Raw genomic sequence first — 14035 nt, 5'->3', positions numbered from 1 at the left:
TCCTACAAGGGGGTGGCGTAGGTGCCTGGTATTCCTGGCGTCGCCTATGCGTATCGCATCCTTCGAAAATCAGAAAATACGCCTTTCCTGTAGTCCATTTCCCAAAGATACTCCCGGCGCCTTTTTTCCGTTGCGGCTCCTGGGGCAGCGCTCTAGTCTCGGCGCGTCGTTGCACATCAACGACACAGCTTTGACAGGCTGTGACGGTAAATAGCGTATGGCCAAACCTTGATGGCGGCTGTACGTGCGGGCACGCTCGCGTGCGCCGGAACTTTGCTATTTCCGCCGGTCTGTCAACCCACGTACAGCTGCCACCCTTCTGTTTGACAGCAGGTAGGTGGCCGCACATGAAGGTAAATAGCTATGTTAAAGATCGTCCCCGACCCACCTCACAACAACCACTCTCTCGAAGACACCATCATCCAAGCCACCGAGTACGCACTCTGCGCACAAACCGTGGCCCATCAAGCGGTCCTCCTCCAACCCAAGTCCCCCGTCTCGCTCCTGGTAATGGCTGCCATTCATGAAATGGAAGCGCTAAGGATTTTGCTGGAGTCGGCTTTGATACAGATTCAGATGCCGGCAGAGCCGCAGACAGCTCACTAAGCGGTTTTCGGGAGATGAAGGGATGGATACAAGCGACACCACACCGAACACCACCGTTGGCAAGACTCGGTTCTACCAAGGCAAGGGTCTGACCCAGCCGCTGTTCTGCATCGAGCCGGGCATCCCGTGCGAGCGTGCACGCGAGCAGGCTTCGGAGTTGATGGGGTACGTGCGCGACATGACCTTGAGCGGGGTGATGGATGAGAACCCGCAACTGGTCTGGGCTTCGTACTACCTGAGCGCATTGGCCAAGGCATTGATGGACGATGCGGAGCTGGGGATGGGCCGGTAAAAGCGGGGTTATCGGACCTGGAGTTGAGTTGGTTGTGGGAGATTCTGTCTGCCTCAAAATCTAAAGGTCCAGCCCAATCCCTGTGGGAGCGGGCTTGCCCGCGAAAAAGACACCGCGCTGCATGGCACCGGCTTGGCCGGTGATCGCGGGACAAGTCGCAGCGGCGGTTCGGCGCTCCCACAAGTTTTAGATAAGACCGTTGCTTCGGCAAGAAACAGGCAAGCTGGGGCACTACCACCTGAGCTGCCGCTCGCCCTTGGCAGCCTCCGGCCCCAACCACTGGGCGCCACGCAGCAAGGGCGTCAGCGCAGCATCAGGCTGGACCTCGAAACGGACCTGGGCGCGCCTAGCCAGCAGGTCGGCGTCAAGATCGAGCTGGTGTTGACCTTGCAGGGCCAGCGCGCCCTGCAAGTGCCAGTCACCTGCACAGCGCATTTGGAGCCAGCCCTGCCCCAACCCCAGCGACCATGGCGATACCAGCGCCAGGTCGTTCACCTGCAAACGCCCCTCGGCACCGACGCACTGTCGCCACGCACCCTTCACATTGACACGCCCCTGCCAATGCCCCGCCAGGCGATAAGCCACCGGCACACTCGCCGCAGCCTCGAGCGCCTCGACATCCGCCCGCCAGCGCCAGGGCCAACCGCTCAACCGCATCAGCCAATCCTGGCCCTGATAACCCAGGCGGATTTCGCCCTGTGCCTGCCACGGTCGCCACTGCCAGCTCAGCGGCCCGACATCGCCCACCTGCTCGGCCTGTCCGTGCCAGAGGCTGCCGCTGACGGCCCTGCCTGGCACCAGCCAGTGTGCAGGCAACTCGACGAGCAGCGTGACAGCACACACCAGCGCCGGCCACAGCAGCACGCGCGCCCTCATGGCCGGACCCGCAGGTCGAAGCGCAGGCGCTTGCCCTCCTGTTCCATACCCCATTGCAGCGGCTGTGCGCCATCGATCTGCAACGCCTGCAACCACCCCAGCAGCGCCTGCTCGTCCGCGACCGAGCCACGCACCTGCCAGCCCTGCTCCTGCGGCTCGACCTCTGTCAGCTCGATGTGCCGGGCCTGGGCAGACTGACGCAGACGCTCCAGGCTCAAGACCGGGCCGCCCTCAAGGCTGATCGCCGCTTCTGCCAGCCCGCGCCACTGGCTCATCTCGGCCCAGCGTGCGCTCGCCTCACGCACCAGGATGACGATCAGCAACAGCGCGATCAGCCCCCATGCCAGACGCATACGCTGGCGCTGTAAAAAGACGCGGATCATGAACGGCTCCCCAGGTCGAACACCACGCCCTGTGCCTGCACCTGCACCGCCGCCCCGACCTTTGCGGCCATTTCATCCCACGGCGGCACCGTGCCGTCGCCGTCCAATTGCAGATGCCAGCGCTGCCCATCGAAGCGCACGGCGCGCAGGCGCCACTGCGGGTGCTCGTGCAGCCAGCCCTGCAACTGCCCTTGCAAACCGTCGAGCCGACGCAGACGCAAAACCCGCTCGCCGTCGGCGTCACGCAGCCGCCTGAGCGCCTGCGCTGCCTGGCGTGGCGTGGCCTGCGGGCCGGTAACCGCCAGCACCTGCTGCCGATACAGCTGGGCCTGACGCCATTGCTGACTGATCCACAGACCGCCCCAGACGGCGGCGAGCACCAGGCAGGCGCCTACCAAGCGCTTTTGCAGCCCCGTGACCTTCAATGATTGGCGCGGACGACGCGTTTCCCGCAGCGCTGGCAAGGTATCGAGATCGGCAATCCGCTGTGGCCAGTGTCCATCGACCGGCTCAAGCGCCTGCGTATCCCACGGCGCAGGTGCAGAGCCCAACACCTGTGGCCAGGCCAGCCAGTGCTCGCTGCCCTCTTCGTCAACCCGCGCGTACAGGGTCGACCGTGCCTGTCGCCATTGCCATCCACAGCCCGGGTCGAGTGTCGGCAACAGCTGGAACTGCGACCAGCAACGCTCTACCTCCAGCCCCCACTCCACGCACTGGGCCAACCAGCCATCGAGCCGATCCCGCGCCACGACCACCAACCGCAGTTGCCCTGCCGTGCGACCGATGCATGCACAGTGCACCTCATCGCTCCCCTGCAACAGACGGTCCTCCAGCAGCAGCGGCCATTCCTCACGCTTGAGCCCGGGCGGCGCCGGCAACTGGAAATGGCTGCACGCCTCGCCCGGCACCACCAGGGCAACCCGGGCGATCAGATCCTGCGGCGGGCGCCCCTGCCCTTCGTCACGCAGCATGCCGCTTTCCAGCAGGCACCAGTGCCAACCTCCATCAGCCTCCGGACGCAACAGCAACCAGGGTCGCGCAGGCGAGCGCCGCCGCCATTCAAGCTTCATGAGCGCCCCCAGGGCAGGACGAATGTGCAGACATAAGGTGCTCCGTCACGCTGCAGATGCAGGCGCACGCCACGGCCGGGGTGCGTCGGTTGATCGGAAGGCCAGGCCAGCCAACTGCCGCCCTGGAAATACAGAATGCTCATCTCGCTGACCCGCTCCAGGCGCTCGCGTACCACCCAACGCGGCTTGTCGGCGGCGTAGAGATCGGCGGAAGTTTCCAGCAGCACGCGCTGCTCCCTCGGCTCGAAACGCAGGCGCTGACGCTGCAAGCGGGAACCGCCTTCGGCCTGGGGCCAGGCCGCAGCAGCGACCCACAGCAACTGCTGGTTCTGCGCCTGCCAATCGAGCCAGCGCATGGCCAGTGGCAGGCGCTGCTCGTACACCTGGCGCAGCACCGGGCTGTCGAACCGCCGCTCCAGCGCCAGGCAGAACTCCAGCACACCGGGCTCGTTCTGCTGCTCGGCGAGACGCTCGCGCACCGTGAGCCAGCCATGCACCAAGGCCGCCAGCAGGATGCCCAGCACCGCGGTCAGCGCCAGCGCCACCATCAGTTCGATCAGGGTCAACCCCGTCTGGCGACGCTTCATGGGCGCTCCAGAAACAGGGTGTACAAACCCAGCGGCACACGCTGATCGCGGTCGGCGAACAGGCGCAGCTCGCCACGGCGCAGATCGCGCACGCCGGTGCTGCGCAGTTGCAGGTCCCAGTGACACACCTGCGCGCCCTGTTGCAGCGCCCCGGCGGTGCGATTGCTGCCCGGCCAATACTGCTCGACCGCAAACCGTGCCTGCAGCTCACGGGCGCACAGGGCACCAAGGCGGTGCTGCTGCACGCCTTCCTGCACCGCCAGGCGCTGGCGCAACACCTGGCTGGTGATCACCGCCAGTACGGCGGCAATACCCAGCGCCACGCTGACTTCAAGCAAGGTGAAACCGCGCTGTCGCCGCCTCATGGAAGCGCCACGACCTGCAACTGCCCCTCGCGCCCCCAGCTCCAGCGCTGCCCGCCTTCGGCGCCACGCCAGTTCACCTTGCCGGGCCTTGCCCAACCTTCGGGGGTGAACACCAGTTGCGGCGCTGCTGCCGCCTGCCAGTCCGGGCGCAGGTCTTGCGGCCAATCCCCCAACGCGACCGTCTCCAGCACCCAGCCGGTGCCGTCATGGCGAACGAACTCAGGGCGCTTGCCGCTCCAGCGCAGGCCACGCAACTGGCCGGTATGCCGGGCCACGGCGGACTGCTCGCGGGTCGCGGCGACCAGCCGCTGCATGGCCTGGTCGACCCGCGTACGACCGCTGTCGAGCCAGGCCACGCTCAAGCCGGTCATCAGCCCGGCGATGGCCAGCACCACCAGCAATTCGAGCAGGCTGAAGCCGCGCTGGGAAGGCAAGTCAGAGGTCCCAGTTGCCCAGGTCGGCATCCAGCCCTTCGCCACCGACCACGCCATCGGCGCCGAGCGAATAGACATCGACACGGCCATGCTCGCCCGGCATGCGGTACTGGTAAGGCGTGCCCCATGGGTCTTCCGGCAGGCGACGAATGTAGCCATCGCTGCGCCAGGCACGCGGTAGCGGCTCCTGGCCCGGCTTCTTCACCAATGCGGCGAGGCCTTGCTCGCTGCTGGGAAAGCGCAGGTTGTCGAGCCGGTACATGTCCAGCGCCTGCTCGAGGGTGGCAAGGTCAGCCATCACCTTCTGGCGCATGGCCTTGTCCTGGTTGCCCAGCACGCTGGGCGCGACCACCGCGATCAGCAGGCCGATGATGAAAATCACCACCATGATTTCCATGAGGGTGAAGCCGCGCTGACGCCTGGCGCGATACTGCATGCAAAGACTCCTTTTCACAGTTGCAGACCCTGGTTGAGCTGCATGATCGGCAACAGCACCGCCAGCACGATGAACAGCACCACGCCGCCCATCACCAGGATCATCAGAGGTTCGAAAAGCGCCATGGCGGTGTCGACCTGACGGGCAAAGCCGCGCTCCTGGTCGTCGGCCACGCGCTCGAGCATGTCGGCCAGGGTGCCGCTGGCCTCGCCGCTGCCGACCATGTTCACCAGCAGTGGTGGAAACTGGCCGCTGGCATCCAGCGCCCGATGCAGGCTGGTGCCACCCTGGACCTGCAGGCGCACCTGCTCCAGGGCCAGGCGGATACGCTGGTTGGCGACCGTTTCGCTGGCCACCTGCAGTGCTTCGAGCAGGGCCACGCCACTGCCGCAGAGAATCGCCAGGCTGCGCGCCAGACGTGCGCTCTCCAGCACCTGCAGCAGGCTGCCGACACGCGGCAGGCGCAGCAGCAGGTCGTCGCGGCGCAGGCGCCAGTGCGGCTTGCGCAACAGCCAACCGCACAGCAGCGTCAGCGGGATCGCCGCACCCAGCAGCCAGGGCCCAGCGTTGGCCAGGCCCTGGCTGATGGCGATCAGCAACGAGGTGATCAGCGGCAGCGCCTGTCCGGAATGGGCGAACTGCTCGGTCAGCTTGGGCACCACGAACGTCATCAGACCGACCACCACCGCCAGCGACACACCCATCAGCACGCAGGGATAGATCAGCGCAGTGCGCGCCTTGTGCTGTTGGCGCTGGACCTGCTCCAGGTGATCAGCCAGGCGCGTCAGCACCTGCGCCAGGCGCCCGGAGCGCTCGCCCGCCTCGACCAGTGCGCAGTACAACCCGGTGAACGGCGCGCCTTGCCGCGCAAGACTGCGGGCCAACCCCAGGCCTTCGGCCAGCGCGCCGCGCACCGACACCAGCACGGCCTGCAAGGCTGGCGCGCGCAATTGCCGTTCGAGCGTGGCCAGGGCATCGACCAGGGGAATGCCGGCACCGGTGAGCGTGGCCAACTGGCGGGTCAGCTCGCACAGCTGGGCACGGCTCAGGCGCTGGCGACGCGGTTGCCGCAAGCTGCCTTCATGGCGTTGCAACTTGCGTGCGAACAGGCCCTGCTCACGCAACAACTGGCGCGCATGGCGCTCGCTGTCGGCCTGCACACTGGCCTTGTGCGGTTTGCCTGCCAGGTCCAGGGCCTGGTAGCGATAGGTCGGCATGCTCAGCCCTGCACCACGCGCAACACTTCGGCCAGGCTGGTCTCGCCACGGGCCAGGCAGTCACTGGCCATGGCCACCAGGCTCTGCCGGCGTGTGGCCAGGTGGGCCTGCATCGTCACTTCGCTGGCGCCCTCATAAAGCAGGGCGACCAAGCCTGCATCCAGCTCGATGAATTCATAAAGGCCCAAGCGCCCGACATAACCGCTGCCCTGGCAACTGTCGCAACCCACCGGATGGTGGGTGGCCTGCAAGGCGGCCAACTCCGGCCACAGGCGCCGCTCGGCGGCAAGCAACGGGCGTGGCTCGGCACAACTGCACAGGCGCCGGACCAGGCGCTGGGCCAGCACCCCGCGCAGGCTGGAGGCGATCAGGAAGGGTTCGATGCCCATGTCACGCAGGCGCGTCACCGCGCCGATCGCACTGTTGGTGTGCAAGGTCGAGAGCACCAGATGGCCGGTCAGGCTGGCCTGCACGGCGATCTGCGCCGTCTCCTGGTCGCGGATCTCACCGAGCATGATCACGTCCGGGTCCTGGCGCAGGATCGCGCGCAAGCCGGTGGCGAAGGTCAGCCCGGCACGCGGGTTGATCGCGGTCTGGCCGATACCGGCAATGGCGTACTCCACCGGGTCTTCGACGGTGAGGATATTGCGACTGCCGTCGTTGAGGCTGTTGAGGCTGGCGTACAGCGTGGTGGTCTTGCCCGAGCCCGTGGGGCCGGTGGACAGCACGATGCCATTGGGCCGCGCCAGGCACGCGCGCAGGCCCTGCAACGCTGCGGCCGGCATGCCGAGGTTGTCCAGCGCCAGCAGGCTGGCCTGCTTGTCGAGCACGCGCATCACCACGCGCTCGCCATGGATGCCGGGCAGTGTCGAGACCCGTACGTCCACTTCGCGTCCGGCGGCGCGCAGGGTGATGCGTCCGTCCTGGGGCTGGCGTTTCTCGGCGATGTCCAGGCGCGCCATGACCTTGATTCGCGACACCAGCATGGCCGACAGCGCTCGCGGCGGGCGCAGAACCTCGCGCAGATGACCATCGACGCGCAGGCGCACCACCAGGCTCTGCTCGAAGGTCTCGATGTGGATGTCCGAGGCACGCAGGCGCAGGGCCTGGCCGAACAGGCCGTTGATCAGGCGGATCACCGGGGCTTCGTCGTCGCTTTCGAGCAGGTCTTCGATGCGTGGCATTTCGCTCATCAGGCTGTCGAGGTCAACCTGCTCGCCGATGCCTTCGATCAATGCGGCGGTGGCCGAGTCGGCAGCCTGGTAGAGCTGGCCAAGACGCTCGTCGAAAGCGGCGCGATCGAGGCGCTCCAGGCGCAGTGGCTGGCCATGCACGCGCAGCAGCTCTTGCACTTGGTCGCTGTCGGCATCCTCGCGCAACCATAGCTGCCAGCCCTGGTCGTCCGGGGCCATGGCCACGCCAGCCTGACGCGCCAGGCGGTAGCCGAGCATCACCAGTTACCGCCTTCAAGCCGCGCGCGGCTGGCCGGGAACGCCTTGAGCAAGGCGCCACCCTCGGCGAGTTCCGGCATCTGCAAGGCCGTGTCCTGCTGCAGGCTGCGGTACTTTTCCTGGCTCAGCCCGGCAAGGCTCGGCCCGTCACGCATGATCCGCGGGCGGATGAACACCATCAGGTTCTGCTTCACGTTGCGGTTGCTGTCGGAGCGGAACAAACGGCCGAGCACGGGAATGTCACCGAGCAACGGCACGCGCTGATTGCTGGTGGTGGACTCGTCGCTGATCAGGCCACCGAGAATCACCAGGCCATTGTCGTCAACCATCACTTTGGTCTTGATCTCCCGCTTGTTGGTGATCACGTCGCTGGCGGCGCGCGAATCGGCGATCGAGGACACTTCCTGGACGATGTCCAGGCGCACGCTGTTGTCGCTGTTGACCTGCGGCTTGATGCGCAACTTCACCCCCACCTCCTTGCGTTCGATGGTCTGGTAGGGGTTGGCGTTGTTCTGGGTCACGGAGCCGGTGACGAAAGGGACTTCCTGGCCGACCAGGATCGACGCCTCGGCGTTGTCCAGGGTCAGCAGGGTCGGGGTCGACAGCAGGTTGAAACCGCTCTTGCCCTTGAGCGCGTTGATCAGCATGGCGAAGTTGAAACCGCCGCCGAAATGGCCGATGCCGGCGGTGGCGCCCGTGGTGGCCGAGAGCAGCTTGCCCAGCTCCTTGTTGTCGCCGCTGGCGGCAGCGCCGGCGATGTTGGCGATGTTCACCCCGTTGCTGCCGAAGTTGACGATACCGGCGCCGAACTTCTCGTCGGCGAACAGCCACTGCACGCCCAGCTCTTGGGCGCTGCTGTCGGACACTTCGGCGATGATCGCCTCGACCACCACCTGGGCGCGGCGGATATCGAGTTGCTCGACGATGTTGCGATAGGCCGCCAGCTCACTGTCGGGGCCGACCATGACCACCGCATTGGCGCCCTCTTCATACTCCAGGCGCACGCCCGAATCGCTGGCGGTGCGTACTGGCGCCTCCTTGCCTTCGCCGGCGGGCGCATCGGGCACCCCGCCGTCCTGGCCGAGACCGCGCAGCACCTTGACCACTTCCGCAGCATTGGCGTGACGCAGGTAGATCACCTGGGTGTTGCTGCTGTGCAGGTTGTCGCTGGGTCGGTCGAGCTGGCCGAGCAGCGCACGGACGCGCTCGCGGCTGTCGGCGCTGCCACGCACCAGCAGCGCATTGCTGCGCGGGTCGGCCACCACCTGGGCACTGTCGGCGCCCTGCTCGCGTGCCAGCAGGCGGGTGACCAGGGGCGCGGTGTCGGCGGCGCTGGCATGCTTGAGTGGCATCACCTGCAAGGGTTCGTCGCTGACCTGGTCGAGCTGGCGTAGCAGCTTGTCGATGCGCTCCAGGTTGCTGCGCCAGTCGGTGACCACCAGCAGGTTGGCGGCAGGGTATGGGGTGATCACCCCGACGCGCGGATCGATCAGCGGCTTGAGAATGCCGAGCATCTGTTCGCTGGCGGCGTTGCGCACATTGAATACCCGGGTCGCCACGCCGTCGCTGCCCTTGCTCTGCTTGCCGGCGTTCTCCACCGGCACCGGCTCCAGGCGCGCGGCCTGGTCGGGGACGATCTTCACGCTGCCGTTGGGCAGGTCCACGGCGGCAAAGCCCTGGGCACGCAACTGGGCGAGGAAGATGTCGTAGATGGCTTCGGCGTCGTGGCGATCGACGGTGCGTACCGTGACCTTGCCGGTGACCCGTGGATCGACGATGAAGGTGGTGCCCGTGATGCGCGAGACGCTGTCGATGAACTCGCCCATGTCGGTGTCGACGAAGTTCACCTCGTATTGCGGCACCCCGTCTTCGTCGACCTCAGGGTCTTCGGCCCAGGCCTGCGCAGAGCACAGGCCGAGGCTCAGCACGCAGGCCACAGCGTATCTTGCGATCATTGCTCATCCTTGCCGCTTGAAGCCGGTCACGGCGGGCCGTGGCGGCCAGGGCAGGCGCTCGCGCCGCCCCTGGTTGTCGAAAATCAGGCCATCGGCATCGATGTCCTGCAGCACGATCCCTGGCGCCAGTCGCTGGCCACGGCCCAGGGTGCGGACCTGCTGGCCGAAACGCAGCACCACCACCGTGGCGGACAGCGGCTCGGCCTTGAGCCCGCCGAGGTAGTGCAGCGGCAGGCGTGTCAGGGGGATGCCACCCTCATCGGATGGCGCCTGCCAGTGGCCAGCCATCAGGCCTGGCAAGGTCGATGCCTGTTCACGCGGGACACCGAGCGGTTGCGGCTGGCGACTCAGTTGCAGGATGCACTGGGCGGCGAGCCAGCCGGCCAAGGTCAGCAGCAGCACGTTGGGCAGGCGCGACAGCCCGATCACGACGCCACCTGGCGCGGGTGCCACCCCGGATGCCCTTGTACATAGCGCACCTCGGGCCATTGCAACGGCGCCAGTTGCCAGTTCGGCGCCTGGCGCGCCAGCCAGGCCTCGACCTTCTGCCACAGCGGCTCGCCGGCCTGGGCATCGAAGTGCAGGCCGAAGGTGCGGCACAGGCCCTGCACCGTGGGGAGCCCGGCGACGCGCTTGCCCATCGGGCTGTAGCTGACCTGCCAGGCGTGGCCTTGCCAGCGCGGCAGGTCCTGGCTGTTGTCGAGCAGCAGCGGGTCGCCGAACAATTGCTCGGCGGCATTCTCCAGCACCTGTTCCACCTGGCGCGCAGGGGCCTCGACCACAGGCGCCGAGTAGCCGCCGGTGAGGCTGATCAGATGCTCGCGGGTGATCGCCTGGCCAGCAGGCAGTGGATGGTCGTAACGCAGCCCCGGCAGCAGCACCGGCATGCTCGAGTCGTCGGCCAGGGCCTGATGCAAGAGACGATCCCAACTGCCGCCACGGGTATCACGGCGCCACAAGGCCTGCGGCGCGCGCGCCAGCGGCTGGTCAAGCCAGGCCGCATGACCGGCGCGCTGCTGGCGCAGCGTGGTGCGTAACTGGCTGGCGCGCGCTTGGGCAGTTGGCGAAAGTCGATCCTCGAAAGCAGGCACGAAACGCGCCTCGAATTGCCACTGCCCCGCGGTTTGCTGGCAACGCAGGCGATAGACGCCACTGGCGCGGCACCCAGCGAACAGCACCGGCACCTGACGGCCCGACGCTTGCGTGACAGGCACCGGTGTCGGCCATAGATCCTGGCCACGGGCACACAGCAGGACATCGATTTCGTCGATCCGCTCGGCCAGCCAAAGGCCGGGGCCAGTACCGACATCCGCCAGGGCGACCACCAGGTCGGCCTCGCGCCGGGCTTGCTGGAAACTTGGCAGCAATGATTGGTACCACTGCTTGAGCGAGGCTTTCTGATCCTGGGCGTAAGGGTCGGTCACACCGACCACCGCAATGCGCACGCCGCCGCGCTCGAACACACGCAGGGGCTCGACACCCAGGCCCTTGGCCTGTTCAACGCCAAGCCCGGCGCCGAGGGTAATCGCAGGGGACTGACGATAAAGACCGGCGCAGCGTTGCGGCCACAGCACGCGCTCATCACTGCTCACACGCACGTCGCTGGCCAGCATCCGACTGCCTTGCACGCCGCTATCGCCTTGGGTCAGGTAGGCCAGGCCGCTGCCGTTCCAGTTCTGGCCGTTTTCCAGGGTCAGGCAGCGCTCGGCGCCGGCCTCGTTGCGCATCTGCTCCATCAGTGCGGCCAATACGGCATAACCGCCAAGGCGCGCCTGGCTGGCCTGGCCGGCATCGAGCAATGGCGCGAGCTCGGCATGGCCGCTACTGGCATGGCTGCCGGTCATCCACGGAGCACGTCCCAGATGGCTGACCGGCCCCAGGCGCGTGGCCGGCACCACTGGCAGGCCAGGCTCGCGGGCATCGAGGGTGTCGGCGACATAGAGCAGTTCGAGCGAGGCGTCGCCGCCGCGCTGACCGGGGATCGCGGAGCAGGCGCCCAACAAAGGCGCCAAGGCCCCGACGCCCATCCAGCCAATCACTTCGCGTCTGCGCACACTGCTCGCCATCGCCCCCGCCATCCTTAACCTGAGTTCACGTTCGGCCCCGGATATTGGGGTGGCTGCGTGACAGTTTGATGGCAGAAATCCGACAGGCCATGCCGGAAAGATCTGAAAAATCTTGTTACTAATAGCGGTTGGTTTTAAAACCTCGTTAACATTTTTGCCAATCAATCATCATACTTGCCCCCTACAGTCTCGGTTCCTCTTACTCAGCCATTACAAGGACACCCTGATGAGTCGAGAAACCGGCGATAACCTGGACCGGAACCAGAGCGGCAACCTGCCGATGGCCAGCGTGATGGATACCTACCTGAGCCGTCGTACCGTGATGCGCGGCAGCCTCGGCGCGGCCATCGCGATGATCGCAGGCACCGGCCTGACCGCCTGTTTCGACGGGGGTGGCGGCAGCTCACATCACGATGACCCGGCCACCGAGCCGCCTGTGACCGAACCGCCAGCCAAGCTCAAGCTGGGCTTCCAGTCCATCGCCGGCTCGCGCACCGACGCCTGCGTCATTGCCCCCGGTTACAGCGCCTATGTGATCGCGCCGTGGGGCACGCCGCTGAACAGCAACGGCAATCCGTGGAAGTCCGACGGCAGCAATACCTCGACCGATCAGGCCAACGCGATGGGCATGAACCATGACGGCATGCACTTCTTCCCCATCAACGGCAGCTCCGACGATGGGTTGCTGGCGATCAACTTCGAATACATCGAAGCCGACGCGCTGCACCCGAACGGCCCGACCACCGATGGCACCGGCAAGCGCCCGGTCGAAGAAGTGCGCAAGGAGATCAACGCCCACGGCGCCGGCGTGGTGCGCCTGAGCAAGGTCAACGGCCGCTGGCAGGTGATGCAGAACGACCCGCTCAACCGCCGCTTCACCACTGCCTCGTTGATGGACATCGCCGGCCCTATGCGCGGCACCGATCACGTCAAGACCAAGTTCTCGCCGACCGGCACCCAGGCGCGCGGCACCAACAACAACTGCGGCAACGGCTACACGCCGTGGGGCACCTACCTGACCTGCGAGGAGAACTGGCCTGGCATCTTCGTCAACAAGGGTGTGCGCCCGGCTGATCAGGTGCGCATCGGCGTCAGTGCCAGCAGCGGCCAGTACAAGTGGGAAACCGTTGCTGGCGACGCCAGCGAGGTCAACGGCGAGTTCGCCCGCTTCAACGTGACCCCGACCGGCGCCAGCGCCACCGACGACTACCGCAACGAAGCCAGCACCTATGGCTACATCGTCGAGATCGACCCGTACAACAGTGCCACCCTGGCAGTGAAGCGCACCGCCCTTGGCCGCTTCCGCCACGAGGGCTGCTGCCCGGGCCTGCCGGTCGCGGGCAAGCCGCTGGTGTGGTACACCGGCGACGACTCGAACAACGAGTACCTGTACAAGTTCGTCTCCGACGCCGTATGGGATCCAGCCGACGCCACCCCGGCCGACCGTCTGGCTACCGGTGCCAAGTACATGGACAAGGGCAAGCTCTACGTCGCCCGCTTCAATGCCGACGGCAAGGGCGTATGGCTGCTGCTGGACGTGGCCACCCCCACCACCGCCGGGAGCACGCTGGGGGCGCTGTACGGTGATCTGCCGGGCATCATCCTCAACACCCGCGGCGCGGCTGACGCAGTCGGCGCGACGCCGATGGACCGCCCTGAGTGGACCGCCGTCAACCCGCTCAATGGCGATGTCTACCTGACGCTGACCAACAACAGCGCGCGTACTGCCGCCAAGGTGGATGCGGCCAACCCGCGCGGCCCGAACCGCCATGGCCACATCATCCGCTGGCACGACAGCGACGATCACAAGAGCTTCACCTGGGACATCTTCGTGTTCGGCGCCAACGCTGCCGGTACACCGGACATCAACCGCTCGGGCCTGACCGAACTGAACCAGTTCGCCAGCCCAGACGGGATGAGCTTCGATAGCCGTGGGGTGCTGTGGTTCGAGACCGACAACGGCGAGACCACCTTGACCAGCTACACCAATGACCAGTTGCTGGCGGTGATCCCCACCGACCTGGTCGATGCCACCGGCAAGCAGATCCCGGTCAACGCCCAGAACCAGGTGGACCTGCGGCGCTTCTTCGTCGGCCCTAACGGCTGCGAGGTGACGGGGATCAGCTTCACGCCAGACAACAAGACGCTGTTCATCAACATCCAGCACCCGGGGAACTGGCCGTATACCGACAAGGCGACAGATGTGACCCCGGCAGGGAGCCGGGTGCGACCACGGGCATCTACCGTGGTGATTCAACGTAATGATGGCGGGGAAATCGGGACCGCCTGAGCCTGGG

Annotated in this window: 15 protein-coding genes; 3 read left to right on the top strand and 12 right to left on the bottom strand. The window is 66.4% G+C overall.

The window, feature by feature from the left end; all coding sequences use genetic code 11:
• Positions 1–363: 363 nt before the first annotated feature.
• Positions 364–606 carry a hypothetical protein gene (locus ACK3BK_RS05705; RefSeq protein ID WP_186720666.1) on the top strand — a complete coding sequence of 81 codons (243 nt, stop codon included), beginning with the start codon at positions 364–366 and terminating at the stop codon, positions 604–606.
• 22 nt (positions 607–628) lie between these two features.
• Positions 629–898, top strand: coding sequence for a DUF3077 domain-containing protein (locus tag ACK3BK_RS05700; protein WP_411383889.1), 270 nt, complete (start codon positions 629–631; stop codon positions 896–898).
• 231 nt (positions 899–1129) lie between these two features.
• On the opposite strand, the gene ACK3BK_RS05695 is transcribed toward ACK3BK_RS05700, so the two are convergent.
• Genes ACK3BK_RS05695 through ACK3BK_RS05640 form a run of 12 tightly spaced genes read right to left on the bottom strand, consistent with a single transcriptional unit; the run spans position 1130 to position 11738 of the window.
• The gene (locus tag ACK3BK_RS05695) at positions 1130–1774 is read right to left on the bottom strand and encodes a general secretion pathway protein GspN (RefSeq protein WP_186668731.1); all 645 of its coding nucleotides are present in this window, start codon (positions 1772–1774) and stop codon (positions 1130–1132) included.
• A complete protein-coding gene (gene gspM / locus ACK3BK_RS05690; RefSeq protein WP_411383888.1) occupies positions 1771–2157 on the bottom strand; it encodes a type II secretion system protein GspM in 387 nt (128 codons plus the stop codon). The genes ACK3BK_RS05695 and gspM overlap by 4 nt, the downstream gene beginning before the upstream one ends.
• Positions 2154–3227, bottom strand: coding sequence for a type II secretion system protein GspL (gene gspL / locus ACK3BK_RS05685; protein ID WP_411383887.1), 1074 nt, complete (start codon positions 3225–3227; stop codon positions 2154–2156). The genes gspM and gspL overlap by 4 nt, the downstream gene beginning before the upstream one ends.
• Positions 3224–3814, bottom strand: coding sequence for a type II secretion system protein (locus tag ACK3BK_RS05680; RefSeq protein WP_186711447.1), 591 nt, complete (start codon positions 3812–3814; stop codon positions 3224–3226). Before ACK3BK_RS05680 ends, gspL begins: the two co-directional genes overlap by 4 nt.
• Positions 3811–4179 (bottom strand): type II secretion system protein, encoded by a 369-nt coding sequence (locus tag ACK3BK_RS05675; protein ID WP_186720661.1) that lies wholly within the window; start codon positions 4177–4179, stop codon positions 3811–3813. Before ACK3BK_RS05675 ends, ACK3BK_RS05680 begins: the two co-directional genes overlap by 4 nt.
• Complete coding sequence (gene gspH / locus ACK3BK_RS05670) at positions 4176–4613, bottom strand: type II secretion system minor pseudopilin GspH (RefSeq protein WP_186668741.1); 438 nt, start codon at positions 4611–4613, stop codon at positions 4176–4178. The genes ACK3BK_RS05675 and gspH overlap by 4 nt, the downstream gene beginning before the upstream one ends.
• A 1-nt stretch (position 4614) precedes the next feature.
• Complete coding sequence (gene gspG / locus ACK3BK_RS05665; RefSeq protein ID WP_411383886.1) at positions 4615–5049, bottom strand: type II secretion system major pseudopilin GspG; 435 nt, start codon at positions 5047–5049, stop codon at positions 4615–4617.
• Between the two features lie 14 nt (positions 5050–5063).
• Positions 5064–6266 carry a type II secretion system inner membrane protein GspF gene (gene gspF / locus ACK3BK_RS05660; RefSeq protein WP_186720660.1) on the bottom strand — a complete coding sequence of 401 codons (1203 nt, stop codon included), beginning with the start codon at positions 6264–6266 and terminating at the stop codon, positions 5064–5066.
• A 2-nt stretch (positions 6267–6268) separates the two neighbouring features.
• Entirely contained in the window at positions 6269–7717 is a 1449-nt protein-coding gene (locus ACK3BK_RS05655) for a GspE/PulE family protein (RefSeq protein ID WP_186668747.1), read from the bottom strand.
• Positions 7717–9672: a type II secretion system secretin GspD gene (gene gspD, locus ACK3BK_RS05650; protein ID WP_186668749.1), complete on the bottom strand. Its 1956-nt coding sequence runs from the start codon at positions 9670–9672 to the stop codon at positions 7717–7719. The genes ACK3BK_RS05655 and gspD overlap by 1 nt, the downstream gene beginning before the upstream one ends.
• Before the next feature lie 3 nt (positions 9673–9675).
• Complete coding sequence (locus ACK3BK_RS05645) at positions 9676–10101, bottom strand: pilus assembly protein PilZ (protein ID WP_288374397.1); 426 nt, start codon at positions 10099–10101, stop codon at positions 9676–9678.
• Positions 10098–11738: a lipoprotein UxpA gene (locus tag ACK3BK_RS05640; protein WP_411383885.1), complete on the bottom strand. Its 1641-nt coding sequence runs from the start codon at positions 11736–11738 to the stop codon at positions 10098–10100. Before ACK3BK_RS05640 ends, ACK3BK_RS05645 begins: the two co-directional genes overlap by 4 nt.
• Positions 11739–11964: 226 nt before the next feature.
• On the opposite strand from ACK3BK_RS05640, the gene ACK3BK_RS05635 reads away from it, so the two are divergent.
• Complete coding sequence (locus ACK3BK_RS05635) at positions 11965–14028, top strand: PhoX family protein (protein WP_411383884.1); 2064 nt, start codon at positions 11965–11967, stop codon at positions 14026–14028.
• The last annotated feature ends 7 nt before the right edge of the window (positions 14029–14035 follow it).

This window comes from Pseudomonas sp. L7 (assembly GCF_046605565.1).
GTDB classification, from domain to species: domain Bacteria; phylum Pseudomonadota; class Gammaproteobacteria; order Pseudomonadales; family Pseudomonadaceae; genus Aquipseudomonas; species Aquipseudomonas wayambapalatensis.
The sequence above is the reverse complement of the archived record's forward strand: the minus strand, read 5'-3'. Positions and strand labels throughout refer to the sequence as shown.